Raw genomic sequence first — 25,408 nt, 5'->3', positions numbered from 1 at the left:
AAAAGGAAGAGATGTAACTCGTTGTTACATCTCTTCCTTTTTTACTTTGCATATTGAATACGTTTTTGTTGTTCAGCAATATTTAATTCTGGAGCATATTGTTCTACTAAATGTAATACCTCTTCGATTAACACTTCTAACTCCTGTACACTATACTCCGGTTCCCCTATCAACGTATTCGCCATACGCTCATATAGATTTTCTGGTTTAATACTCATTCGTTCCACATTATATGGCATCCATTTAAATGCAGGATGATGCACGTACATTCGGTTCATTCCAAACAAGACCCCAAATATATTTCTTTGTACTTCACAAATAACATCATAAAGCATAAGCCAATCTTTTCGTTTCAAAAGAGCCTCTCGATTATGCCAACGATTGCTTAACCAAAGGTTTTCTGAAATCATCCTTTTCGCCAGTTCTTCTGGATATGCTTCAACTCTATCTTTTAGAGCATGTACTTTCACTTCTCCATACAAATTCACACCATCATGAACCGATGATACAATACATTGTTTCTCATAATTTATATCATGCTGCTCTATAACTTCTGAAATAACCTTTTCTACGGTCACTGTTAAAAAATTACTAATCTCTAGTTTAATTCCTTCTTTCGTCAAATATGTTTCCGACCATTCTTCTTCCTCGTAAGGATGATACGACAAAATCGTTCCACCAATATTGTTAATAGGTCCTTGACGATCCTCATCCTCTGGCGGTGCTGACCATAAAATATGTAATTCAATATCAGAATGTTCATCTTCTAACTTTCTTGCTACAGAGCCTGCTAAAATAATAGCTTCGACTTTCGGGTTTTTCCTATAAATTTCCGACATTTCTATCGCTTTCTCTAGTAATCCCATTTCATTTCCCCCTAAAGCTGTAACATCCCTCTCTATTTATATATTTCAATACCACATCTTATAATCCCTTTACAACTTACACCTTTTCAAATCTCACTAATTCATATTTCTACCCAATAACGATGAACAATTTCACCAGTATGAGTAGAAATCACTTCATTTTCTAACACACCTCCAACCTTTTGAACTGTTTTAGCCGAACCAACATTCGCTTTATCACAAGTTATTAACACTTTCTTCAAACCTAACTTTTTCGCCTCAGCTAATGAAAGTTGAAGTTGTTTAGTAGCATATCCTTGGCGACGTTTATTAGGATGCACACTATAACCGATATGACCGCTTTCCAGCAATAATTCTGGATTTAATCGATGTCTAATATTCACAAAACCTATAAGTTCTCCTTTTTCAAAACTTAAAAATTGACTAGATGGTACTCGATTGAGTGGTAAGCTCTCTCCTATTTCTTGTATACTCACTTTTGCAAACCATTCATCAAGAGAATCAAAATTTTGTAAAGAACTACTACCGTGTGGTTGTTCCTCAGCATGTAAAAATGCCTCCCGATACTCCATGATCTCCCCACTATATTTATGTATTGGTTTTAATAGTTTCATTGTGCTTCTCCCCTCTTAATAACCTAAAACAAACACCTTAATAGCTCTATTTCACTATTAAGGTGTTTTCATCACTTTTATTCAAATAGCCCCATACTCAAATAACGTTCCCCTGTATCAGGTGCAATACATAAAACTTTTTTACCAGCACCTAGACGCTTCGCTATCATAATTGCGGCGTAAACAGAAGCTCCTGAAGATGGCCCTACTAGTAATCCTTCTTGCCTTGCTAAGTTCCTCATTGTAGTTAATGCCTCTTCATCCGCAATTTGAATAATTTCGTTATACACTTCTGTATTTAAGTTTTTTGGAATAAAACCAGGACTTGTTCCTACTAGTTTATGAGGGCCTGGAACACCACCAGATAACACTGGTGATCCTTTCGGTTCTACTACTGCAATATATAAGTTTGGTAGTTTTTCTTTTAATGTTTCACCGGTTCCTGTAATTGTCCCACCCGTTCCTGCCGTTGCTACAAATGCATCAAGCTCTCCATCCATTTGTTCATAAATTTCAAGTGCAGTCGTATAACGATGAATATTAGGGTTTGCTGGATTTTCAAATTGCTGTGGAATGAAACTATTTGGAATTTCTTTTTGTAACTCTACCGCCTTCGCAATTGCTCCTGGCATTCTTTGTTCTGCCGGTGTTAAGACCACTTCTGCACCGTATGCTTTCAATAAATTAATACGCTCTTTTGACATATTATCTGGCATAATTAAAATAGCTTTATATCCTTTAGCAGCCGCATTCATCGCTAAACCAATTCCTGTATTTCCACTTGTCGGTTCAATAATTGTATCACCAGGTTTAATGAGACCGTGCTCCTCAGCAATATGAATTAAATTATAAGCAGCACGATCTTTCACACTGCGTGACGGATTAAACATTTCCAGTTTTACATACACATCCGCTGCGTCTTCTGGAATAAATTTAGATAATCGGACGACAGGTGTATCTCCTATTAATTCTGTAACGTTTTCACATAATTTCATAGCGCATCCCCTATTCTATCGTTTTCTTATCATTTGGCAGTAACCATGAAGTAAGCCCAATTAATGGTAAACAACTACATAATAGCATAATAAACTGAAGACTATACATATCAGCCAATTTCCCAAGGACTACAGCACCTAATGCTCCAAGTCCAAACGCAAGGCCGACAATTAAACCAGATACCATTCCAACTTTCCCTGGAACAAGTTCTTGTGCATATACAACGATTACACTAAAACTACTAGAGCTAATAAATCCAATGCATAAAAATAACGGTACAACCCACATAAGAGAAACGTGAGGTAACAATAGTGCTAGCGGCGCTGAACCGAGCATCGAAAAGACAATGATCTTTTTCTTACCGAATCGATCTGCTAACGGACCACCAAAGAAAGTACCTAATACACCAGCAATCATAAAAGCGAAGACGAAATACTGTGCATTTTTTATCGATAAACCGTAATGCTCTATTAAATAAAATTGATAGAAATTCCCAATGCCAGCACCGTACCAAGAACGCACGAATGTTAGAAAAACAAGAAGTATAATAACAAATTTAATGTGCGTACTTACAATCGCATTTTCAGCCTCAAGTGCAGCCCTCTTTTTCCTTCTTACAGCGCCAGTTGCTAATTCGTTTTTATACCAATTTGAAACGAAAATTAACAATACAATCCCTACCGCTGCGAAAGCAGTAAAACCTAGAGAACCAATTTGACCTAGTGGAACGAAAATGAGCGCTGTAAAAATAGGTGCTAGCGAATTCCCTGTATTTCCTCCCACTTGATAAATCGCTTGTGCTAAACCACGTTTGGCACCTGCCGCCATATAAGCAACTCGGGCACCTTCTGGATGAAAGACTGCGGAACCTAATCCAATAAATAAAACAGAAATAATAACAATAAGAAAATTCGGGGCAAACGCGAGCCCAATCATCCCAAGCATGCTCGAAAACATACCGAGTGGTAATAAAAATGGTGACGGCTTCTTATCTGAATACATACCAAAAACCGGTTGCATAATCGATGACGTCATATTTAACGCGAACGCTATCCACCCTACTTGCATGTAGGATAAATTCATCGTTTTTTCCAAAATAGGAAACAACGCTGGCACAACTGCTTGCATCGAATCATTCAAAAAATGTCCGAAACTAATCGCAAATAATATTCGATATATCGTCGGTGTTTCCACTGCACCTTTTTGTGAAACTGCCTGCATATACGAATCTCTCCTTCCTGTATAAAATATATATTTATTACAGTAAGTGTAATAAATTCTGAGTTTTGAAACATTTCTATTCTATACTGGTTTCGTTTCTTTTTCCAGAAATTCAACTTCTAAAAAAATATATTTTTTCTATATGCTTTGTCGGATTTATTTATATGAACTCTCTGTGTTTTCTTTTATACTGGGACAGGACGAAAGGTAGGCTTGCAACTATGAAGAAAAAGACGACCCTAAAGCATATTAGGATCGCCTTTTTTATTAAATAGAAAAACGCTTATACTTCTCGTAATCACTCGTCTTACATTCTAGTGCCATTTTCGTACCTTCGTTTTCATAACTCGTAGATAAAACGTGTGCATGATTGTTGAAATACGAAACTACCTGTCCTTGATCATATGGAATTAACATTTCACACTTCGTATACTCTTTATAAATGTGTGAGCGAACCATTTCTACAAGCTCTTCAATTCCAACATGTTTCTTCGCAGATAGATAAACGCGATCTTCTTGCACTTTCGGAATTTCAACATCTACCATATCTGATTTGTTATATGCATAAATCGTCGGGATATTTTCCACGCCAATTTTCTTTAACGTTTCATTTGTAATATCAATTAATTGCTCATAATTGGGATTTGAGTAATCTACAACGTGAATAAGTAAATCTGCTTCCGCCACTTCCTCTAGCGTTGAACGGAATGCTTTCACAAGATGATGCGGTAGTTTACTTACAAATCCAACTGTATCCGTTAATAAAAATGATTTATTATCTGGCAAATCAATATTTCGTACAGATGTCTCTAACGTCGCAAATAACATATCTTTTTCAAATACTTGTTTCTCTACAGTACCATTAAAAATTTCAAGCATCGTATTCATTATCGTTGATTTACCTGCATTCGTATATCCTACTAATGACACAACTGGAATTTCATTTTTCTTACGTTGTTTACGCTGCGTTTGGCGTTGTGCAACAAGTGCTTCTAATTCTTTATTTAGAGCTGCAATTTGTTCTTCAATTTTACGACGATCTAATTCCAACTTCTTCTCACCGACACCTTTATTTTTCGTGCCAACTCCCCCGCTTTGTCTTCCTAAAGATTCACGAAGACCGATTAAACGAGGCATCATGTACTGAAGATGGGCCACTTCTACTTGTAACTGTGCTTCTTTCGTTTTCGCACGCTGCGCAAAAATATCTAAAATTAAAATGGTACGATCAATTACTTTACAATCTAAATCCTCTTCTAAATTTCGAATTTGTGAAGGAGATAATTCATCATTAAAGATGACCATATTTGCATCTGCTTCTTTCACATACGCTGCTACTTCTTCAATCTTCCCTTTTCCAATATAATGCGACGGATTTACTCGTTGTAAATTTTGCGTCACTTGACCGATTACTTCCACATCACAAGCTTCCGTAAGATTTGCTAACTCTTCCATCGAATATGCAAAATCAGCTTCATTACCTAAATTTACTCCAACTAATATTGCTCTTTGTAATAATTCTTCCATATATTTATTCCTCCATTTCGATTACGCAAAATAAAAAACACAGGTCACTGCCTGTGTTTTCGTAAACGGATAAGGGTTCACCAAAGAAATAGAAGAAAGCAGTGCTTTCGTCCTATAACATGGTCAAAAAGTCCCAAGATAGTATACGTATCCAACAAGTGTTCACCTATACTATCCCATTCTATTTATAAAGGCAAAACAAAAAGAGGGCGTATTCGTCCCTCCCTCTTTTTCACATATAAGCTTAATAAAGGGTTCCTTTAAAATAGGCAGACCAATCCCGTTCACTCTGCACACAGACAGAGCCTTTGAGCGCTATTCAATTATCGGCACAAAGTATTGAGACGTAATCTGATTAAGATCAAAGGAAGCCCCTCCGTTCATTTTAAGTTACATAAAGTGTAGCATAAGTAATTCGCTTTCACAAGATTAAACCACCTATAGAAACAGAAAGAAAATCTTTGTATTTTTACTTTAATCGTCATTTTTTGCGAGTTCTTCTCACAATAAAAATAACAAAAGCAATTATTAATAACACACCTATAGAAATGATAGCAACTTTCCACCAACTTAAACCGTTAGCCATATCCCCTTTTAAATTCACCTTCTTCGATGGAACAGACTCTTTTGCAATATGGCTTAAAGCATTTTTCTCAATCTCTGCCCCATCTAATCTCTTCGTTCTACTGCAGATAGATGTCTCTAACTTTTCTTCTCCTCTGTAAGAAGAAAAGACTAGGTACTCTCCTCCCTTTGCAAAAGGAAATGCACAGCTACTAACACCTGTATATATAATAATTTGCGAAGAACTTGTCCCTTTCCAAATGTTCTTCACTTCAAATAATACTTCAGTTCCAACTCCCTCTTTCCTTCCAATTTCAATTACTTTCCCCTCAAACACCACATCATTTTTTTGAAATGCATCCTCTGGAGATTTTTTAATACAGTCACAAGCATAAGATTTATCTGGAAAAACAATAAGAATAAAGCTACAAATAATGATAACAGGCAACATGTGCAAAATTCTTTTCAAGGAGCTCAACTCCCTTCATTATCAATTTTAGAAGCTTCTCGTATATTATTTTTACGCCACTCGCCAAATTCCTCCATAGTAAATTAAACATTATCGTTTCCATACAATAAAAGTCTTTATCGACATTTTTTATAACCTGGTATTAGTATCAGGTTATAAAAATATGTTAGGAGGTGTTCCTATGAATTCTAAATCTCGTATTACCGAAATTGGTACTTATGTTCCAAATCAAATATTGTCTAATAACGATTTAGAAAAGAAGGAAAATTAAATAATGGAGATACACTTTTACTGTACGGATTTGGCGGTGGACTTACGCATTTAGGGCTTATTGTGGAGTGGAGTTTAAACTGAAATTTTCTTTTATACAACTAACATTACGGTAAATGAAATTATATCAACGATTTTTCGAATATATCTATCACGAATTATAATATATCAACGATTCCAGTTAAACTATTAGTTAATCACAAAAAAGCGACATTCAAAGATTGATTATCTCCCTTTGAACGCCGCTTCTTTTATCTAAATTTTATTTACCTATCCGAGACCTTATCACAACAGGAATTAGCAATAATGCTAACACTCCTCCCGCTAATGATAATGCGGCATAACTGGAATTAGCTACTACCATTCCTGACATCGCTCCACCTGAAGCTCCGGCTAACGCAATAAAAACATCTATTTTCCCTTGCGTTTTAGCACGTGTAGAAGGAGTTGTGGAATCAACAATTTGTGCTGTACCACTAATCAATCCGAGATTCCATCCTAATCCAAGTAAAGAAAGAGCAACAATTAATAATATTAAAGAATCACTCGGTGCTACCGCAGCTATTACACCCGCTGCTAGTAAAATCACCCCACCAGCTATACTCATCGTAGTTCGGCCAATTTTATCAATTAACATTCCCGTAACGAGAGATGGAAGATACATTGCACCTACATGAAAACCAATCACAAGGCCTACTGCACTTAAACCATGACCGTGGTGTCCCATATGAATTGGAGTCATCGTCATAATCGCAACCATCACTATTTGAGTAAGTATCATAACGATTGCTCCAACAGTAACACCACGCTTATTTTCTATCATTTCTTCTGTTACTGGTTGCCCTTTATATGTATGTTCTTGTTTATATGTTTCTATTATGTTAGCAATAATTAACGGATCTGGACGAAGCATAACAAAAAGGACAAGACCCGCAAGTATAAATGCTGCTGCTGATAATATGAACGGACCTGCAAGGTTAGGAACTCCAATTGAATGGGCAAAATCTCCCATTACGCCTACTAAATTCGGCCCCGCTACCGCACCAAAAGTCGTCATAACCATAGTAATACTAACAGCAGTTGCTCGCTGCTTCTTATCTGCTAAATCGGTACCAGCATAACGAGCTTGTAGATTCGTAGCTGTACCCGCACCATAAACGAGCAAAGAAATAAGTAAAATCATAATACTATTTGTTACAGCTGCTATTACTACTCCAATAGCCCCAAGTCCACCTACTATAAATCCTGTTGCAAGTCCTACTCGGCGTCCATATCGTTGCGAAAGCTTTCCTACTATGAAAGCTGCTACCGCAGATCCCAATGTAAACATAGCAGCCGGCAATCCTGCAAATGCATCTGTTCCAAGCATTTGCTGCGCAAGAAGTGCACCTACTGTAATTCCAGCAGCTAATCCCGCTCCACCAAACATTTGTGAGATGCTTACGATTACTAATGTTCGTTTATATAACTTTTGTTGGTCTTCTCGTGTATACATATGATTACTTATTGAAGCATCTGCTGTATCTATCATTTCCTCACCCTCTCTATAAAACTAATATCTCTTGTTAATGTACTATAGAACAACAAAATCCCCAAATTTAAAATGCTGCAATTTATTTATCCATGTAAAGAACCCCACGGTTTATGTTTCGCCCATTACCGAGGAGTTCCCAAAATAACTATACTAATTTTTTGACAGCCAACGTTCCATCACTAGAACACAATTCATATTTAGCCTATTTCCCTTACAATTCCTCTACCACTCTTTTCCCCTCTTCTCTTACTTAAAGCTTTCCCTTCCCAAAAGAACAAACTTACTAAAGCACAAATTAAAATAACTGGAACACTTGCTTTATATAAATCTGTAAAACTCATAGCCATCTTATTTTGGGCATACTGACTTACATCTTTTGAAAATGCGAGTACTTCTTTCTTTATACTTTCCTCTTCCTTTTCAACTTCTTTTGTTACTTGATTCGTAATTTCTTCTCTTTTTATATCTCTATATTCTACTGGAACGCCACTTAATACTTTATCCACTTTTTGGTGAATTAGTTCGGCTTTTTTCTCTTTACTTAACCCCACCAATGTTTCATTTTGTTTCTTTTCCACATGTGCTTCTATACTTTGTTTCTCTATTTTTTCTTTTGTTACTTGTAATATCTCAGCTTGCTGAGCACTATCCACATGAATATTACGCACTTTTTCTTCTGCATAACGATATACATTCTCTTTATTTACAGATAAGTTGTGTGTTAAGTTAGATACAAATATCGCTACTGCTAATACAATACCTACTTGACGTAACATCGATACGACAGTTTGAGAAGCAGTTAATAATTCCCCTTCAAACGAAGATGCACTTAAAACTGTAATTGGCCCCACTACTAAACCATATCCAACACCTAATATCATACATGGAATAATAACTTCTATATTTGTTGAATTAACGTCAATCATTTGCAACCAATAGTAGGATAGGCCCATAACAAGAAACCCTGACAAAATAATAGTTACTTTTCCAAGTTTTTTAATTAAAGTTGCTGCAACAGGTGAGATGAAAAATATCATCGCTGAAATAGGTGTCACTAGAAAAGCAGCTTCAATTTCCGTTCGGTGCTGTATTTTTGTCAAAAAAGTTGGAAGCAATACAGTAACGCCAATTAAAAATAAATTACTTAATATAACAGCGATAGACGCTCCGACAAACATTCGATCTTTAAATAAATTTAAATTCACCATTGGATTATGAATCTTTCGTTCCACTAAAACAAATAGAATAAGAGAAATAGTGCTAATTACATAACAAGACAAAGCAATATTACTTTGCCATCCCCATGTATTACCTTTTACTAGTATGAGAGTAAAAGAGAAAATCGCTGAACTACTTAATATGAGCCCAATCCAATCAATTTTTGAGATAATGCGTTCTTCATTTTTTATTTGTAGCATGATACTGCATAAAATGATCCCAATAATACAAATTGGAACATTGACGAAGAACACCCATCTCCATCCTAAATTTTGCGTAATAATCCCGCCTATTACTGGACCAATTGCAGCTGACAACCCCTGTGTTACTCCTAAAATGCCAAGTGCAACATGCCTCTTTGCTAATGGCATAGCTGATACACCTATTACCATACTCGTTGGAAATAAAATTGCAGCACCAATACTTTGTATAAAACGAGAAAAAATAAGAAAATCGCCTGTATTAGCAAAAGCACAAAGCACTGATCCACCACCAAAAATAATTAAACCGAGAATATACACCTTTGCTTTCCCAAAAATATCAGCTATCCGTCCTAGCGGGATTGCGAGTACTGCAATCGTCATTGTATAAACATTTAATACCCAAGACATCTTCTCTAATGAAGTATTTACACTCGATTGTATTGCTGGTAAAGCTATATTCATAATCGTTGTATCAATCATACAAAGAAAAATACCTAAGCACATTAAAAAGACAATCTTAATACCCTTCGACTGCTCCATGTTAATCTACCCCTTTATTTATTGTGAACGTGTTTTTCATTCTTCTGTTTTATTGTTTTCTTTCGCTTCTAATTGCTGTAACTTCCTCTTCAACATCTCTACTTGTGCACTATATGATGCAATACCTACATCGAGTGAAATTTCTTCAACGAAAGTAATACCTTCTCTCCATTTTTCATATTTCAAACGAAGATCCGCAATGTACGCTTCTTTCCTTTCAATTTCGTCTTCAATCCATTTTTTTATCGCCTTATCATCACTATAATTACCAAAATACATCCTCATTAAAAAATCTGAACGTAAAACGTCTTTCTCTACATCCGTTTGCATGTATTGATAAAACTCTTCACGCCCTTCATCTGTAATAAAGTACATTTTCTTATTCGGTTTCCCTTCTTGCATGACAATTTCTTTTTTAATTTTCCCCTCCTTTTCCAATTGTCGTAACGTTGGATAAATCATTCCAAAGCTTCCATCAAAAAAGTAAGTAAATACATCCTCAAACACAATTTTAATATCATAACCAGACAATTCTTTTTCCATTAATAAACCTAAAACAACATCTCTTCCCTTCAAAATAAGACCCCCACATAGTATATAATCAATAATCATATTAACGTTGTTAATATGATTATTGATTATATACCTTATTCTGCAAATTGTAAAATGTTTCCAAATAAAAAACCATCCTATAATTCGGTTTCCCAAAGTTACAGCATGGTTCTTCTTTATATTTCATATATAAACTTTGTACTATTTTATAACTACATCTTGATTAGTTTCAACGTCCTCTGTCTTACCTTCTTTTATTTCATAATAATACGAAGGTAATTCTATATTATGCTCTAAGAAATAGTCCTCAATTAATGTAATAATTACTTTCAATGTTTTCAAACGAGCGTACAATTTATCATTACTCGCAATAATATTCCATTTAGCATTCGGCTTATCTGTTTCTTCAAACATGTCTTCCATTGCTTCGACATACTCATCCCATTTTTCACGATTACGCCAGTCTTCATCTGTAATTTTCCATCTTTTAAGAGGATTGTTCTCTCTTTCTTTAAATCGTTTCAACTGTTCTTCTTTACTAATGTGATAGAAAAACTTTCCTATTATGTAATGATCATCTGTTAATAGCTTCTCGAAATCATTAATTTCACCATATGCCCTCGTCCACTCTTCTTTTGTGGCGAACCCTTCAACACGTTCAACTAATACACGACCATACCATGAACGGTCGAATATAGTAATTTGCCCATATTGAGGAAGTTTCCGCCAAAAACGTTGTAAATAATGATACCGTTTTTCATGAGGAGCAGGCGCTCCGATTGGATTTACTTGGAATCCACGCGGATCAAGATGTTCAGTTACTCGCTTAATCGCTCCGCCTTTACCTGCTGCATCCCAACCTTCCATAACAAGCATAACAGCTATTTTCTCTTCTTTTAAAATTTGCTGTAGTGCTAATAAACGCATTTGATATTTTTCGAGTTTCTTATTGTACTTAGATTTCGAATCAATTCTTTTCGTTAAATCTACTTTAGCAAGATGCTCTTTTTCCATAAAACAAATCCCCCTTATTATATGACAATGTTATTTCAACATATTTATTGGAATTTTTTTCATATTCACATTCCTTTTGATTAATACTCGTACCTCTCCACCTGTATCTATCCTTTGTAAGTTGGACTCTTCTTTATATTGATAAATTAATCCTCCTGATATGCTTTTTAGTATCCATTAGCAAGCACTTATTATTAATCACAAAACAAGGAAACTATGCCGAAAAATCTCTACACAGTTTCCTTGTTTTGTTTTTATATGCGTGTGGCATACTTAGGAAGATTAATAACGAAAAAATAGGGGCTCTATCGAGTTACTTATACTACAAACGAATGACAGGCGGAATACCTCCTTCTGGTAAAAAGTAAGCAAACACTGTAAATCCAATAATTAATATTGAAAATAATGTTATTCCAATTCCACCTGGTAGTGTTAGAAAAATAGTATTCGATCTTCTCTTCATAGAGAAAACAATCGAGTATATTCCTAGAAGAAGACTTATTATAGCAATAGCCACATAAACCACTACCGCATACCATGGATTGAGCTCCAATAATACACCAGAAATAAATATATACAAAAATAACAGTTGTAAAAAAATGCCAATTCCCATATTTACTAGTTCTTTCAATATACCTTCCCCCTAAACTGTATGGTATATTATCTTAAAAAGAGAAGATAATAACAAATAAATCCATTAAAGAATGGGAGCTCTCAAAAATGAAACGAAAAATAATAACTCTCTTTACGCTTATATGTTTAGCACTACCAATGCAAGCTAGTGCCTACACATTTCAATCACTACCAATTGCGTCAAAGTCTAAACAGTGGTATATCGAAATTGACAAATCTCATAACTCAAACAAGCAAGCAGTGCAGCCAAAACAAGGTGTATATGATACGTATAGTTTATTCGTAAAAAACATCGGTAATGATGTATCAAATGTATCGGTGGAAATACTTGATAACACACCTACATCTAAAGCAACTTTTAGTCCTACTACATTAAATAACAACGTTTCAAAAAGTCATACAAGCTTTGACTACATGGTATTCCCATTAGACTTTAATAGCCATAATTTTAAAGTTGTCATTACTTGGGAAGAAAAGAATTTCTCTTACAACGGTCATCCAGTAAATGAGGGTAAAAAAATGAAGCAAACATTTGTGTTTAATGAAGAGTAAGTCCTAATTTGATTAGGGCTTACTCTTTATTTACAAAACCCGATTGAATTGCTTCTGTCACTTCTTTTGCAATATCTATTTTTGTAGCGTCTACACAAATTTTTTTGTCCCAAACATGTACGGAAGGCTCTTCATTAGACAAATGCTTAATTAAGATGAATCGATTATATGTCATTTTATTTTCTATAGGAGTAGCAATATACACCGTAAAATTCTTTGCTTCAAATACCTTTTCTTCCAAAACGTATTTACATCTCAACTCTGCTACTACTAAATCGTTTAGGTTTTCTATAGTCATATACCATATCCCCCTTTTAGCCTACATAATCAATCGAACCGCCGAATACTTGGTACAGACAATGCCATTCCAATTGTTATGAGTACTAAAATAGCTAGCATTATAATTGTTATCTTTCCACCTATTACAGTAGCTAACCAGCCTACAACCACATACCCTAATGGTAATAAAGCAAATGAGCCTAACATATCAAGGCTTGCCACTCTTCCAAAAGCTTCTTCTGGTACAAGCTCTTGTAAACTTGTTTCCCAAATGAGCCCAAATATCATAATACCGAATCCTTCAATTGCCATTAATCCAATTAAGGCGGGTGCCCAAGAAACGAAAGGCATAATTAATAACGCCATTCCACTAATTAAAACACCACCATACGCAAGTAATCCTCTCTTATGCCACTGCTGCTTCCCACCAAAAATTAGTGCAGCAATTACAGCTCCACCACCAGAACAAGCCATTCCCAAGCCATACACGTAAGCTTCAAAATGATGATGAACATTAAACAACCACGGAATTAATACAACTATAATGCCAGCATAACAAATATTAACGAAAGAAAAGACTAGAATTGTAATCCATAACCATGGATGACTTTTGAGAACGAGGAAACCTTCTAGAAAATCCTTTTTATAATTCACATTATTTTTTTCTAGTTTCTGTACTTTATTAAACTTTATTTCTTTTAAAAATAATAAACAAAAAAATGATAGCAAATATGTTACTGCATCCAATCCAAATCCTATTCCAGCCGATGCAACTGAAACGATTAATCCTCCCAGGGCTGGTCCAATTAGTCGTATACCTTGATTACTCATTTGCGTTAATGCGTTAGCTGCATTTCGAATTTCTGGTACAAATACTTTCGCTCTTACAGCTGAATACGCCGGCTGAAATATACCTTCCATAAGTCCATATAATGCAACGAGTACATATAATAGCGTAATCGTTAACAAATCCATAAATATAAGTGTTGCAAGTAATAGCATTAATATGCAGCGGATTATATCTGTAAATAACATTAATTTCACCCGGTCAATCCGATCCACGACTAATCCAGCAAACGGGAACGCAAGAATATTAGGAAGCATGTACATTGCCATAGTCATTCCCATTACAACTGTTGAGCCCGTTAATGAATAAACAACGATAGGAAGAATGACCATCGTTATTGAACTGCCTAAAGTTGAAAGTAATTGTCCGATCCATAAAAACTTAAAGTGTGGTGAAACTTTAACTGGTAATAATAATTTCCCTACATAACCTAACTTTTTCTCTGTTTGTATTTCTCCTTGCATAGCTCTCTCCTCTTTTCAAATTAAGTTAATACCCGAAATTAAATACAGAAAATTCAAACTCCAATAACTTAAATTATATATGAAACAATTAAATTATTGGTAAAAATATCAAAATATAAAAGAGAAAATCATAATGAGTCTATAAATATTACGTGTTGAATATAAATAAAAAAGGTGTTTTCATTTATGAAAACACCTTTTTTATTTATAATTTTAAGTTCTTCTTCAATGTCCAATATTTTTCTGGAGCATTTTCAAGTGAGAATTCTACCCATCCATTTGGATCTTCACGATATACATTTACTTTTTTACCATTTTCTAATTTTCCAACTTCATTTTGTGTAACATTTGGTACACTCTTAATTGGATTGTTAAACGGGAATGGAACTTGATAGTAAGATCCTACCGATTGAACGGTAGCTGTTGCATCTTTTGCATAATCTTTATACGGAATTGCTTCGCCTAATGCATTTACATTTAATGTATTAGGGTTTTTCGGTAATCGTTTTACATTTTGATAATCTTTCTTATTGAAAGGCTTAATACGCTCCATAATATTAGCAATTTTCCCAGCCCATTCTTTATCGGTTGCATACTTAACATTCATATCAGGTAATGTGTAACCATTGAAATGAGCAGCACCTTCTTCTAAGTAGTTCTTTCTTACATAATCAGCATTGTACGAAATACTTTGCCCGTAAGACGGTAAATATTTTGCATTTGCAAATGGATCCCAATCAAATGCCTTTAGCCCAAATAGATTGTGTTTACGATATGCAATTTCTGATTTCCCGTACCCAGATTCTAAGATAGCATGAGCTGCTAAATATAAAGCATTCACACCATACTCATTTTGTGCTTTAATAAAATCTTGTCCAGTCCCGACAAGTGGGCTGTCTGAATGATACTTTCCAATGAAATTATCAATCTCTTGCGCTGTTATATTAGATGGTAATGTTACATCTAAATTAATATACGATGCCATAGCGTTATATAAAAATTGTGCATATTCTTCACGTGTTACAATACCAGATGGATTAAATGCACCTGCTCCGTTACCTGCCGCAATGCCGTTAGATTCTAATGCACTGATTGCATTATTCGCCCAATGCTTGCTCGGTACGTCATTAAACGTATGTTGAGCCTTTACTTTCAATTTAAAAGCATTTTGTATAATTACTGCCATTTCAGCACGAGTTAAAAATTCTTTCGGTCTAAATGTTCCTTTACCATCCCCTACAAAAATCCCCATATCTGTTAAAGCTAAAATTTCATTTGGAAACATCGTTGTCTCTGCAGAAATATCAGAATATGGATTTGTATATTCACTCTTTAACTCTGGTTTAAGTACACGATACATTAATGCAGCTACTTGCTCACGAGTTACAACATCACCAAACCCAAACTTACCGTTATCATATCCAGCAATAATTTCTTTTGACGTTAAATTAGTAATTGCTTCAAATGACCAATGATCTTTCGGAACGTCCGGAAAATCCTTTTTAGCTGCAAATGCAGCTGCTGGAGCCATCACTACTTGAAGTGCGACTGTCGCTGCTAAAACATTAGAAATAACTTTTTTCATATTTTTTTAACACGTTATGTATATGCCTGTCCCGTGTTAACTTGCCTCCCTTTATACTAAACTTTTCCCTATTAAACTAACAAACTCTTAATTAAATTAATTAGTCAACAGTAAAAGTATACGTGATAAAAATGAACTAATCTACCATTATTTTATTTATAATCAGCATAATACGATATATCTTTTTATTTCGATACAAAATTATATAAACTCATATAAAAAGCCCATCTCTATATAAACGATGTGCTTAGCAAACAATGTTTTTTATTTAGCTAAACGATACTTTGAAACATTGAAACCTTTCCACTCATAATAATCTAAAATACCAGCATAAACTGCCTCTGCAGCAATTTGTCTTCCTGATTCAGTAGCTAATTTGCCATTATCTATATTATTATCTATAAAGGCAAGCTCTGTTAAAACTGCTGGTACTGTATTTTTATCTACTACATAAAATGAAGGACTTTCTTTTATATCTCTATCTTTTGTATGTAGTGCTTCTACTACTCGTTTTTGAATTTTTTGTGCTAATACTTTGCTATCCTTTTCAAGCTGTGTCTCTTCCCCAGACTTTGATTTTTTATAATAATATGTTTCCGTTCCGTGACCATCATGATTTTTAGAAGAGTTTGCATGAATGCTTACAAATATATCTCCATTGTTCTCTTGACCAAATTTCACTCGATTCACAAGAGATTCATCCTTATTACTTCCTGGATTTCCATTCTCTTCACGTGTTAACAAAGCTTTTAAAGGTGTATTTTTTTCTAGCAATTGCTGTAATCTTAAAGATGTATCAAATACAATTTCACTTTCCTTTACACCTTGCCCTGGATTCCCTGGATCAAATCCTCCATGACCAGGATCAATAATAACTACCTTTTCCACTAATGGATTTCCAACTTGAATTGAATCAGCCTTTGCAATAAATTGAGCTGCTTCTGCTTTAGTTAGAGTTTTTTCAGGCTCCCATTTGCCACCAGTACCAACAGAAATCCCCAGTTCAACTAGGATGTTAGCTTTTGCTTTCCCCCAGCTTTTTTCTAAATCACTGAATTTAGTTGCTGGAGTACCGTTTACTTTAGAATCTAATTTGTAAGCTTCTACAAGTAGAGATGCCATTGAAACGCGGTCGATTTTTCCGTCTGGATCGAATGTGCCGTTATCTTTACCTTTAACAACGCCAGCTTTTTCTACAGCTGCGATGATTGGAGTAGCCCAGTGTTTTTGAGCATCAGCGTAAGATGGTTTAGCATTTGAATCGATTGGTAAGTTTAAAATTTTAGCAATCATTGTAGCTGCTTCTGCACGCGTGATTTCTTTTCCAGGCTCGAACATTCCTGTATCATTACCTTTAATTGCACCTTTCTCTACTAAATAGTAAATAGAATCTTCTGCCCAGTGCTTCGCTGGGACATCTGGAAATGTTTTTGTTTGTGCGAGACTGCTAGATGAATAAGATAATATACTAGCTGCTAATACTCCTGCTGCGATTATTCTATTTTTCATAGAATATATTCCCCTCTCAATTACAAATAATTTTATATAACAGAATAATTATAGTTCTGAAAATTAGTAATAGTCAATCGTGATTTGTATATTTTTGTATTATTATTGTATTTTTTGGAACAAAAAACTATAGTTAAATTATTAAATACTTATTTTATAAGAGGGAGAGTTTCGTATGAGTACGAATTGGAAAAATATCGAACACCGTATTTATACAATGTGCATGATTCAACGTAATAACGAAGTATTACTAATTCAGCGCCCTGATCATCTAGGATTCCCTGGTTACATCGCTCCTGGCGGCAAAGTAGATTTTCCAGAAAGTATCGTTCAAGCTGCTATACGAGAAGTGAAAGAAGAAACTGGATTACTTGTTTCCAATTTAATTTTTAAAGGATTAGATGAATACGTAAATCCCAGGGGAAATGTTCGTTATATGGTATTCAATTATTGGACAAATTCATTTGAAGGTAACCTTCTTCTCCAGCCTCCAGAAGGAGAATTGGTGTGGGTTCCAATTGACTCCGCGTTACATCTTCCTATGCAAAACTGGTTTAAAGAAAGGTTCCCCTTATTTTTTGAAAAAAGCACTTTCGAAATCCAACGTGTTTGGGATCAAGACTTAGATAAACAAGTTGCTATGACAATTACCCATACGTAAGAAAAGCTTGGAATCTCTCCAAGCCTTTCTTACTTCTCCTCTATTTTCTTAATCTCATAATCAATTTCTAAAAACTTGACTCCGAATATCCACATTCTATGGTTAGCTGTTAACATTTGATCCGTTCCCTCTTTAATGATAAAAGTCTCTGCTAATGGTAAGCGTATTGTAAAGAAGCGAGTATGTAAGTATATCCCTTCATCTCCCTTACCACTATTTCTTCGCTTACTAGTAATAATTAAGCGGTTAGCTTCATTGTACAATTTCAAAATACCAGTCATATTTGCATATGGTAAAGGCAATGCGATATTCATATATGTCTCGTTCTTATATGTATGCCTTGAATATAGAGCTACAAAAATTGTATCTCCTACTTCATTTTTTCGCAGCCAGGCTCTTACGTTATCCCTTCCATCTCTTTCATCTTTTATCCCAATAATAGAGCCTTGCATCGCTTCCCACTTACCGCCCATCCCTAAATGAATTTGGGCTACACACTTACTCATTTTTTCATAAAAAAATGCAAATGGACGGAACCAACGTGACCAGTTAATATTCGCTTGCAACTGATAATCGCTCGTATTCTCATAAAAATAAATAATACTTAAAGGGAGCTTCACTTCATCAAATGTGTCACTATGAAAATCATTCATTTTATCAACTAGACCACTGTATTCCTTGCCATCTACTAAATTTCTACTATGTAAAAATGCCTCACCAATCGACACATTTCCTCTTAATTGACTCATTGGTTTCCCGTAATATTTATAATTCGGAACACTCTTTTCAATCATCCAGCCAACAAATGCTGGTAACGCTACTCCAATTCCATTTACAACACCGTGAATCCAAACCATTTGTGCAATTGTAATCGTCATTACTTGTTTGAAATTTCCGTATGAATATATGAGTGAAAACATTATTGTTACCATAAGTGTGCTAGAAGAAAGAACTAAAAGTACCTTCGCACTCATAGCATTGAATTTCGTTCTCCACACGTAAACTCCATATCCGTAAATGGCACATAAATATATGAACACTGCAAAAAATTCAAATACCCTCGAGTATGTAATTCCTATTGCAACTGTCATTGGAGAAATGACGATAATAAACATTATGGAGTCATAGAGTTTACTTCTCTTTTCTCTTTTCCTTCCAAGCAAACCAGCTGATAACGGCAATAGAAATGCCGAGTAATGAAAGTGTGCCGCTGTGAGCAAAACAATGTCAGAACTAAAGTGCATAATTGAAAGTTTTGCTACAGAAGCAAAAAACCAAAAACCACCTAGGAACAAATAAATAAACGCACTATCTATAGCTGCTTCTTCTAAAGGCTTCCATCCTCTTTCTAGCAATCTACTTATACCAAATAATGCAAGAATCCCAGTATACATAAACCAAAGAAGAGCAAAGACAAAATGATTTGTTACGAAAGCTAGCACCGCACTAACTGCTGCGATTGGATATAAAAACGATACAAATTTATAAAATAATAAATACGATCCATTCCTCGTTTCTTTGTCAATAATGCAAAATGACATTGGTATAAATAACAAAATAGATAATAATATAATTGCTTCAACAGGATTTACATTAGACCACTCAAACATAAGAAAAGTCGTATAGCAAGCAAGGCCAAATATTATATTTTTCATCTCGTTTATTTCCTTTCCACAAATGTTCCCTTATATGAAAATAATGAACCAATTAACGGATTTCGTACTTGTACATGAATCCGAAAACATTGTAGTGCATCATCATAGCTTTCAACAATTTTTGCCTCTCCGTATAAAAATTTAGGTAACGGTATTTTTCTTCCAAACATATAAAACCATTGCTTCTTTGAAGAAATATGCATTCCACCTTTTTCATCAATATAAAAATTCAATGTAGAAACGAGTAAATGTGGTTCACCAAAATAATCAACAATTTCATTTTCTTCTTCATCCAGCTTCATAACAGCGTTAAAATACCTTTTCTTATTATGAAAATAAAAAGTACGATTCCACCTTACAAATTCTTTCCCATGTGCATCTCGCTCAGCGGTATTATGTATCACAAACGGAACTTTTTCCCCACGCTCAGAGAAAAACATACGGAACTTCGATGCAATTTTTAAAATCAATTTAACGAAAAAAGATCCTCCGTAAATTTCATCCATCTCCCCTTCCCCAATAAAACTATTTTCCTTTGTAATCGCATATCGCTTCTGTAATTTTGGATGAAGTTTTTTATAGGATTCACCTAATAATTTTTCATAAATATTAACCATATCCTTATCCCTTTCTCGTCCTCTTGCAATTTTTTGCACTTGGTAAATTAGTGCTATTTATATAACCGACAATCGATAACCCTATTAGAAGAAAATTTAATGTAATCGGATTAAACGGTTGCATAAAACTTGTGATATTCGTAAGTCCTGCCACTATAGTTAAGCCTATTAACATAACAATATGCACTATAAACAACTTTCGTTTTTGAAGTGGCAATAGCCACATAACACCCCATATTATTTCTAAAAATCCAACTAGTTTAAGTATAAAAATACTACTTTCATTCGATCCAATTAACTCAAAAAGCATCTTCACTTCCTCTGGATGAGTAAAAATCACTTTCGGTACAATTCCTTGATATAACCATACGAAAGCAAATAAAAAGCAAATGAGCCAATAGGTCATCGTTCTTCTAATTAACATACTAGGATGAAGTCCCTTTTCTAACCATAATTTTAAAGCATCAAAACTCCATGCTGTCGCCCAACCTAATAAAGGCCGAAAAACATATGAATCTATCACATTCCCTATACGACCAAACCTTGTATCATAATCATATTGCGTTTCAAAATGAATATGTTCTCCATTCGGTGTATACTTCCAATAACCTCGTCCTATTTGTATAAGTGATAGCTTATTGTCTGTCCAAAATTTCAAAGAAGAAATGCGTTCCCCAGTGTCTTTTCTTATTTCACCTATCGATTCCCCTTCTCCGGCTATTTCAAGTCCAAATCCGATCTTTGTTTTATATAAAAACTTCTGTGGTTCTCCTTCTTTTTTCTCCAAATACGAAATTTCAGTAAAACGAACATCCCACTCTGTATGTATATCAGGCTCTTGTGTATATGCCCATAGTTTCTCCATTGTTGTGTTCATCTCTGTTGCTACATAAATAGGCTTTTTCTTCCCCATCCTTCCACCTCCCATGCGCTATATTTTCAATGTACATGCAATGAATTGATTTTGCTACATTTTTCACAAACTAATCTAAATAAAAGATAGAATTTTAAAAATATATACAAAACACTTGATTCCCTGAAAAATTTAAATTATTATAAAACAAATGTTACCAACAACTTCATAAATTATACACTCTCGCCTAAAACGTGAGATAGAGGTTGCAACGCTTATAAGTATTCTAAAGGAGACACAGAGATGTCTATGATCTTAGAGGAAAGGAAGTGTTGCCGAAATTGATAAATTTCTCTGTATTTATCAATTGGGGCTGTTTTCGAATAGAAACAGAACTGTCATATGTACAGACGTGTACGTATGAAGAGCTATCTACAAAAAAGAGATATCATTTTTATGATATTCCTTTTTTGGCGGTTTTTTTATTAGCTCCGTTTTCTGTTTCCCTTTTCCTGTAACAGCACCATCCTCACTTATTTGAGATGGTGTTTTTTATTTTTCTCTCTGGTAACTACAGGAATATTGGGATTTGTATATGTCCTAACCTATTCTTAAAAATGGACGAAAGAAGGAATTCGTAATGGAAACGATTGTACAAAAATTTGGCGGTACTTCTGTCGGAAGCGTCGAGCGCATTCAACATGTAGCAAATTTAATTATTGAAGAATATGAACGAGGACATAGTATTGTCTCTGTCGTTTCAGCAATGGGAAAAAGTACGGATAAACTTGTAGCACTTGCTAACGCTATTACTGAAAATCCAAGTAAACGTGAAATGGATATGCTCCTATCTACAGGAGAACAAGTAACCATTTCATTATTAACAATGACACTACAATCAAAAGGTTATAACGCAATTTCATTAACAGGATGGCAAGCTGGTATTACGACAGAATCTGTACATAGTAGTGCACGGATTACTGACATTAACACCAATCGTATTCAGTCTTATCTTACTGAAGGCACAATTGTTATCGTAGCTGGATTCCAAGGCATAAGTATAGAAAGTGAAATTACAACGCTTGGCCGCGGTGGCTCTGATACGACTGCTGTCGCATTAGCTGCGGCACTAAAAGCAAAAAAATGTGATATTTATACGGATGTGACTGGCGTATATACGACTGATCCACGAGTTGTACAAGATGCTTATAAATTAGATACAATTTCTTATGACGAAATGTTAGAGCTTGCCAATCTCGGTGCTGGCGTATTACACCCACGCGCTGTTGAATTTGCTAAAAATCATAATGTAGTTTTAGAAGTACGATCAAGCATGGAACAAGAAAACGGAACAATTGTAAAAGGAGAATGTAACATGGAACAACAATCAATCGTTAAAGGTATTGCATTTGAGGATAACATTACACGCGTCACAATTAAAGGATTAGAGCAAGGTGCACTTTCAACAGTTTTCTCTACATTAGCAGCAGCACATATTAATGTAGATATTATTATTCAAAGTATTACAAATGAAGGAACTGTTCATCTTTCCTTCTCTATCCATTCTAATGACTTACGAGAAACACTAGAAGTATTGGAACAGAATCAAGAAGCACTTCACTATGAATCTGTAGAGTATGAAAATCATTTAGCAAAAGTATCAATTGTAGGATCTGGTATGGTATCTAATCCAGGTGTTGCAGCGAATATGTTCACTACTTTAAAAGAAGAAGATATTCATATTAAAATGGTAAGTACATCAGAAATTAAAGTATCTGTCGTTATTGACCGCCTTCATTTAGTAACGGGTGTTGAAGCACTTCATCAATCATTTATGGCGAAAATTGAACCTTTAGTGCAAATGGGCTAATTTTATATTTATTATTCAGCAGTAAAGCTCACAAAAAATTTTACTAATCTATTTCTTTCCTATTTAAATAGAAAAAAGCTGTTCACATAGATTTCAATACTCTATGCAGACAGCTTTTTATTATGATTTCTATTCAACATTCTAGATAGAAGAATTAATTTGCTCACTATAGGCTTTTCCTAGGAAATATAACAGACTCTTCTCACTTTTTTCATATATATCCTTTCGCTCTTTCCCTTGAATTCCTTCATAATCGATAAAAGAAACTATTAATACAACTCACTGTAAACCACTCGTTTACACAACAAAAAAGGGAGGGTAGCTCTATTCCTGAGCTACTCTCCCTCATATTTCTATTAAAACAGATGAATGTTTTCTTTCTTGCAAGCTTCACGTAAATCGTCAGGCCATACAGAGGATTGAACTTCACCGATATGCGCTTTACGTAAGAAGTACATACACATTCTTGATTGGCCGATACCACCACCAATTGTTAATGGTAGTACGTCTTCTAAAATTCCTTTATGGAAATCATATTCACGTTTGAAATCGTCACCAGTTTTCGTTAACTGTTCGTCAAGTGATTTACTGTCAACACGAATTCCCATTGATGATAATTCGAATGAAGCTTGTAGTACTGGGTGCCAGAATAAAATGTCACCGTTTAATTTCCAATCGTCATAATCAGCTGCGCGCCCATCGTGTTTTTCACCTGAACGAAGTGCATCACCAATTCCCATAATAAAGACTGCACCGTGTTCTTTTGCAATTGCATGTTCACGATCTTTCGGTGTTAACTCTGGATATTTGTCTTCTAGTTCTTGGGAAGTAATGAAAACTACATCTTCTGGTAAATACTTTCCAAGAAACGGATATTTCTCAAACAAGTGATCTTCTAAATCTTTGAATATTCCATAAATTGTTCGTACTGTTTCTTGTAGGTAATCGACAGTACGCCATTCTTTTTGAACGATTTTTTCCCAATCCCATTGGTCAACGTAAATGGAATGTGTTGCATCAAGTTCTTCGTCACGACGAATCGCGTTCATGTTTGTATATAAACCTTCACCAGCTTCATATCCGTATTCATGTAATGCGGACCTTTTCCACTTCGCTAGTGAATGAACAATTTCTAATTCTTCTCCTGAATGTAACATATCAAATTCAATTGGACGTTCCACACCGTTTAAGTGATCGTTTAGTCCTGATTTTTTCGTTACGAATAATGGTGCAGATACGCGGAATAGTTCAAGGCGTTTCGCTAATTGATCCTCGAAAAATGTTTTAACTTCCTTAATTGCGATTTGAGTCTCTCTTACTGTCATTAATGATTGATACATGGTGGTTTCCCCCTAAAATGTTTGGATGTTGTGGAAAGAAGCCAACAAAAAAAGCCCTTCTTCCCCAAAAAACTGGGACGAAAGGCTTTGGTTCCGCGGTACCACCCAAATTAGCAACAGAGGTTGCTCACTTATACAGTACGGAGATTAAAAATCTCGATACTGTTCTTCTTGTAACGGCGAAGTTCCCGGCTAAGTCTACTTTCCTATAAAGGATTTCGGTTAGCGACTCCAGGAGGTTCTTCATAATAGGCTTCGTATCAGGCTCACACCGTCCCTGACTCGCTTTAACTACATCCTACTACTACTCGTCCTTTCATAGTCGTTTGTTATCACATCTCTGAAACATTTTATTAATGATTATTCTATACAAAAAAATGAGAAAGTCAACAAAAAAAATAAAATATTTTTCAATTCTTTATTTTACGCCTTTACGGACTGTTCATAATATAACATCTTTACTTTCTTTGTCTCTTCAATCCAAAAAACATTTCACTAACTGAAACTAACATATACACAACCAGTAATGTGATCGTTCGAAAAATAGAATCCGCAGTATTTCTTATTATTTTCATTTTATTTGTAATTCCTTTCAGTTTACTCGCCATTTCATGATATACTATAGCATTCAAGCAGTTTGTTTTTACTTAAAACAAACATAGTCATTTATCGAGAGTATTTTTCTAAAACATTGGCTATTATCAAATAAGATTTTTTATATAACGGAGTGATCATATGAGTAAAACGAAAGCGAAACCGAAAAAAGGTGTAGGACAAGGTACAGGAAGTAAGGGATGGAACCGTTGGCAATCTAGTGCAAAGAAAAAGAAAGCTGCAAAACCATACAAAAGTAAAGGCACAAAGAAGTAATCTAAAAAGCATTTGATTTCTTTACTTTGTACAAAACAAAATATAATTATTACAACAAAAAAGCTATGCTCTCATAAATTTGAAA

General features: G+C 34.8%; 24 protein-coding genes, 1 pseudogene, 1 riboswitch and 1 other annotated feature. Of the genes and pseudogenes, 6 read left to right on the top strand and 19 right to left on the bottom strand.

All coding sequences use genetic code 11. The features are described 5' to 3' along the window. Positions 1–41: 41 nt before the first annotated feature. The 6 genes from MR071_RS05505 to MR071_RS05480 all read right to left on the bottom strand — a co-directional run bounded on the left by MR071_RS05505 (position 42) and on the right by MR071_RS05480 (position 6,257). Entirely contained in the window at positions 42–866 is an 825-nt protein-coding gene (locus tag MR071_RS05505) for a DUF4037 domain-containing protein (protein ID WP_105583832.1), read from the bottom strand. A 101-nt stretch (positions 867–967) separates the two neighbouring features. Next, a complete protein-coding gene (locus MR071_RS05500; RefSeq protein WP_242235316.1) occupies positions 968–1,480 on the bottom strand; it encodes a GNAT family N-acetyltransferase in 513 nt (170 codons plus the stop codon). Positions 1,481–1,557: 77 nt separating this feature from the next. Further along, entirely contained in the window at positions 1,558–2,475 is a 918-nt protein-coding gene (gene cysK, locus MR071_RS05495) for a cysteine synthase A (protein ID WP_105583834.1), read from the bottom strand. A gap of 10 nt (positions 2,476–2,485) precedes the next feature. After that, entirely contained in the window at positions 2,486–3,697 is a 1,212-nt protein-coding gene (locus MR071_RS05490) for an MFS transporter (protein WP_105583835.1), read from the bottom strand. Positions 3,698–3,964: 267 nt separating this feature from the next. Then, on the bottom strand, positions 3,965–5,224 hold the full coding sequence (gene hflX / locus MR071_RS05485; RefSeq protein ID WP_242235314.1) for a GTPase HflX: 1,260 nt from the start codon (positions 5,222–5,224) through the stop codon (positions 3,965–3,967). 481 nt (positions 5,225–5,705) lie between these two features. After that, a complete protein-coding gene (locus tag MR071_RS05480; protein ID WP_105583837.1) occupies positions 5,706–6,257 on the bottom strand; it encodes a cobalamin biosynthesis protein CbiN in 552 nt (183 codons plus the stop codon). 181 nt (positions 6,258–6,438) lie between these two features. On the opposite strand from MR071_RS05480, the gene MR071_RS05475 reads away from it, so the two are divergent. Beyond that, positions 6,439–6,528 carry a 3-oxoacyl-ACP synthase gene (locus MR071_RS05475; RefSeq protein ID WP_242235312.1) on the top strand — a complete coding sequence of 30 codons (90 nt, stop codon included), beginning with the start codon at positions 6,439–6,441 and terminating at the stop codon, positions 6,526–6,528. Beyond that, positions 6,510–6,611: pseudogene (locus tag MR071_RS05470) on the top strand (3-oxoacyl-[acyl-carrier-protein] synthase III C-terminal domain-containing protein); the annotation flags it as partial. The gene MR071_RS05475 and the pseudogene MR071_RS05470, both read left to right, overlap by 19 nt. A gap of 178 nt (positions 6,612–6,789) precedes the next feature. Here MR071_RS05470 and MR071_RS05465 read toward each other — a convergent pair. The 5 genes from MR071_RS05465 to MR071_RS05445 all read right to left on the bottom strand — a co-directional run bounded on the left by MR071_RS05465 (position 6,790) and on the right by MR071_RS05445 (position 12,219). After that, positions 6,790–8,058: an MFS transporter gene (locus tag MR071_RS05465; protein WP_242235310.1), complete on the bottom strand. Its 1,269-nt coding sequence runs from the start codon at positions 8,056–8,058 to the stop codon at positions 6,790–6,792. A 200-nt stretch (positions 8,059–8,258) separates the two neighbouring features. Further along, positions 8,259–10,022: an MFS transporter gene (locus MR071_RS05460; protein WP_105583840.1), complete on the bottom strand. Its 1,764-nt coding sequence runs from the start codon at positions 10,020–10,022 to the stop codon at positions 8,259–8,261. A 36-nt stretch (positions 10,023–10,058) separates the two neighbouring features. Then, on the bottom strand, positions 10,059–10,598 hold the full coding sequence (locus MR071_RS05455) for a PadR family transcriptional regulator (protein ID WP_105583841.1): 540 nt from the start codon (positions 10,596–10,598) through the stop codon (positions 10,059–10,061). A 177-nt stretch (positions 10,599–10,775) separates the two neighbouring features. Then, on the bottom strand, positions 10,776–11,588 hold the full coding sequence (locus tag MR071_RS05450; RefSeq protein ID WP_105583842.1) for a polyphosphate kinase 2 family protein: 813 nt from the start codon (positions 11,586–11,588) through the stop codon (positions 10,776–10,778). 322 nt (positions 11,589–11,910) lie between these two features. Then, positions 11,911–12,219: an alpha/beta hydrolase gene (locus tag MR071_RS05445; protein WP_105583843.1), complete on the bottom strand. Its 309-nt coding sequence runs from the start codon at positions 12,217–12,219 to the stop codon at positions 11,911–11,913. Between the two features lie 89 nt (positions 12,220–12,308). Here MR071_RS05445 and MR071_RS05440 point away from each other — a divergent pair, with 89 nt between their 5' ends. After that, on the top strand, positions 12,309–12,773 hold the full coding sequence (locus MR071_RS05440; RefSeq protein WP_105583844.1) for a hypothetical protein: 465 nt from the start codon (positions 12,309–12,311) through the stop codon (positions 12,771–12,773). Between the two features lie 19 nt (positions 12,774–12,792). Here the strand turns inward: MR071_RS05440 and MR071_RS05435 are convergent, their stop codons facing one another. From MR071_RS05435 to MR071_RS05420, 4 genes are all read right to left on the bottom strand, one after another. Continuing rightward, positions 12,793–13,071 carry a hypothetical protein gene (locus tag MR071_RS05435; protein ID WP_105583845.1) on the bottom strand — a complete coding sequence of 93 codons (279 nt, stop codon included), beginning with the start codon at positions 13,069–13,071 and terminating at the stop codon, positions 12,793–12,795. A gap of 29 nt (positions 13,072–13,100) precedes the next feature. Next, positions 13,101–14,363, bottom strand: a complete 1,263-nt coding sequence (locus MR071_RS05430; RefSeq protein ID WP_242235308.1) for an MFS transporter — start codon at positions 14,361–14,363, stop codon at positions 13,101–13,103. A gap of 205 nt (positions 14,364–14,568) precedes the next feature. Then, positions 14,569–15,948 carry an S-layer homology domain-containing protein gene (locus tag MR071_RS05425; RefSeq protein WP_105583847.1) on the bottom strand — a complete coding sequence of 460 codons (1,380 nt, stop codon included), beginning with the start codon at positions 15,946–15,948 and terminating at the stop codon, positions 14,569–14,571. A 264-nt stretch (positions 15,949–16,212) separates the two neighbouring features. Continuing rightward, positions 16,213–17,457 (bottom strand): N-acetylmuramoyl-L-alanine amidase, encoded by a 1,245-nt coding sequence (locus tag MR071_RS05420; RefSeq protein ID WP_242235306.1) that lies wholly within the window; start codon positions 17,455–17,457, stop codon positions 16,213–16,215. Between the two features lie 175 nt (positions 17,458–17,632). Here MR071_RS05420 and MR071_RS05415 point away from each other — a divergent pair, with 175 nt between their 5' ends. After that, positions 17,633–18,118, top strand: coding sequence for an 8-oxo-dGTP diphosphatase (locus MR071_RS05415; protein ID WP_105583849.1), 486 nt, complete (start codon positions 17,633–17,635; stop codon positions 18,116–18,118). A gap of 29 nt (positions 18,119–18,147) precedes the next feature. On the opposite strand, the gene MR071_RS05410 is transcribed toward MR071_RS05415, so the two are convergent. From MR071_RS05410 to MR071_RS05400, 3 genes are read right to left on the bottom strand one after another with little or no spacing between them, the layout of a single operon-like run. Then, positions 18,148–19,773, bottom strand: coding sequence for a YndJ family protein (locus tag MR071_RS05410; protein WP_242235304.1), 1,626 nt, complete (start codon positions 19,771–19,773; stop codon positions 18,148–18,150). Between the two features lie 5 nt (positions 19,774–19,778). Continuing rightward, positions 19,779–20,390, bottom strand: a complete 612-nt coding sequence (locus MR071_RS05405) for a DUF4166 domain-containing protein (protein ID WP_242235302.1) — start codon at positions 20,388–20,390, stop codon at positions 19,779–19,781. 4 nt (positions 20,391–20,394) lie between these two features. Further along, positions 20,395–21,303, bottom strand: coding sequence for a DoxX-like family protein (locus MR071_RS05400; RefSeq protein WP_105583852.1), 909 nt, complete (start codon positions 21,301–21,303; stop codon positions 20,395–20,397). 192 nt (positions 21,304–21,495) lie between these two features. Then, positions 21,496–21,682: riboswitch (Lysine riboswitch) on the top strand. Between the two features lie 201 nt (positions 21,683–21,883). Between MR071_RS05400 and MR071_RS05395 the strand changes: the two genes are divergently transcribed. Next, positions 21,884–23,113 (top strand): aspartate kinase, encoded by a 1,230-nt coding sequence (locus MR071_RS05395; RefSeq protein WP_105583853.1) that lies wholly within the window; start codon positions 21,884–21,886, stop codon positions 23,111–23,113. Between the two features lie 356 nt (positions 23,114–23,469). On the opposite strand, the gene asnA is transcribed toward MR071_RS05395, so the two are convergent. Further along, positions 23,470–24,453: an aspartate--ammonia ligase gene (gene asnA, locus MR071_RS05390; RefSeq protein WP_105583854.1), complete on the bottom strand. Its 984-nt coding sequence runs from the start codon at positions 24,451–24,453 to the stop codon at positions 23,470–23,472. Positions 24,454–24,523: 70 nt separating this feature from the next. After that, positions 24,524–24,782, bottom strand: a binding site (T-box leader). A gap of 406 nt (positions 24,783–25,188) precedes the next feature. Between asnA and MR071_RS05385 the strand changes: the two genes are divergently transcribed. Next, a complete protein-coding gene (locus MR071_RS05385; RefSeq protein WP_000047591.1) occupies positions 25,189–25,323 on the top strand; it encodes a DUF3934 domain-containing protein in 135 nt (44 codons plus the stop codon). Positions 25,324–25,408 lie beyond the last annotated feature (85 nt).

This window comes from Bacillus cereus group sp. BfR-BA-01316 (genome assembly GCF_022664195.1).
In the GTDB taxonomy this organism is placed as follows: Bacteria; Bacillota; Bacilli; order Bacillales; family Bacillaceae_G; genus Bacillus_A.
Note: the sequence above shows the minus strand (reverse complement) of the source record. Positions and strands in the feature narration are given on the sequence as shown.

What these genes read in the sequence shown, in the direction of transcription:
- MR071_RS05500 (WP_242235316.1), bottom strand. Translation starts at nt 1,480, where the DNA reads ATGAAACTATTAAAACCAATACATAAATATAGTGGGGAGATCATGGAG.
- MR071_RS05475 (WP_242235312.1), top strand. Translation starts at nt 6,439, where the DNA reads ATGAATTCTAAATCTCGTATTACCGAAATTGGTACTTATGTTCCAAAT.
- hflX (WP_242235314.1), bottom strand. Translation starts at nt 5,224, where the DNA reads ATGGAAGAATTATTACAAAGAGCAATATTAGTTGGAGTAAATTTAGGT.
- MR071_RS05385 (WP_000047591.1), top strand. Translation starts at nt 25,189, where the DNA reads ATGAGTAAAACGAAAGCGAAACCGAAAAAAGGTGTAGGACAAGGTACA.
- MR071_RS05405 (WP_242235302.1), bottom strand. Translation starts at nt 20,390, where the DNA reads ATGGTTAATATTTATGAAAAATTATTAGGTGAATCCTATAAAAAACTT.
- asnA (WP_105583854.1), bottom strand. Translation starts at nt 24,453, where the DNA reads ATGTATCAATCATTAATGACAGTAAGAGAGACTCAAATCGCAATTAAG.
- MR071_RS05400 (WP_105583852.1), bottom strand. Translation starts at nt 21,303, where the DNA reads ATGGGGAAGAAAAAGCCTATTTATGTAGCAACAGAGATGAACACAACA.
- MR071_RS05430 (WP_242235308.1), bottom strand. Translation starts at nt 14,363, where the DNA reads ATGCAAGGAGAAATACAAACAGAGAAAAAGTTAGGTTATGTAGGGAAA.
- MR071_RS05410 (WP_242235304.1), bottom strand. Translation starts at nt 19,773, where the DNA reads ATGAAAAATATAATATTTGGCCTTGCTTGCTATACGACTTTTCTTATG.
- MR071_RS05440 (WP_105583844.1), top strand. Translation starts at nt 12,309, where the DNA reads ATGAAACGAAAAATAATAACTCTCTTTACGCTTATATGTTTAGCACTA.
- MR071_RS05450 (WP_105583842.1), bottom strand. Translation starts at nt 11,588, where the DNA reads ATGGAAAAAGAGCATCTTGCTAAAGTAGATTTAACGAAAAGAATTGAT.
- MR071_RS05505 (WP_105583832.1), bottom strand. Translation starts at nt 866, where the DNA reads ATGGGATTACTAGAGAAAGCGATAGAAATGTCGGAAATTTATAGGAAA.
- cysK (WP_105583834.1), bottom strand. Translation starts at nt 2,475, where the DNA reads ATGAAATTATGTGAAAACGTTACAGAATTAATAGGAGATACACCTGTC.
- MR071_RS05420 (WP_242235306.1), bottom strand. Translation starts at nt 17,457, where the DNA reads ATGAAAAATAGAATAATCGCAGCAGGAGTATTAGCAGCTAGTATATTA.
- MR071_RS05490 (WP_105583835.1), bottom strand. Translation starts at nt 3,697, where the DNA reads ATGCAGGCAGTTTCACAAAAAGGTGCAGTGGAAACACCGACGATATAT.
- MR071_RS05395 (WP_105583853.1), top strand. Translation starts at nt 21,884, where the DNA reads ATGGAAACGATTGTACAAAAATTTGGCGGTACTTCTGTCGGAAGCGTC.
- MR071_RS05435 (WP_105583845.1), bottom strand. Translation starts at nt 13,071, where the DNA reads ATGACTATAGAAAACCTAAACGATTTAGTAGTAGCAGAGTTGAGATGT.
- MR071_RS05425 (WP_105583847.1), bottom strand. Translation starts at nt 15,948, where the DNA reads ATGAAAAAAGTTATTTCTAATGTTTTAGCAGCGACAGTCGCACTTCAA.
- MR071_RS05465 (WP_242235310.1), bottom strand. Translation starts at nt 8,058, where the DNA reads ATGATAGATACAGCAGATGCTTCAATAAGTAATCATATGTATACACGA.
- MR071_RS05460 (WP_105583840.1), bottom strand. Translation starts at nt 10,022, where the DNA reads ATGGAGCAGTCGAAGGGTATTAAGATTGTCTTTTTAATGTGCTTAGGT.
- MR071_RS05415 (WP_105583849.1), top strand. Translation starts at nt 17,633, where the DNA reads ATGAGTACGAATTGGAAAAATATCGAACACCGTATTTATACAATGTGC.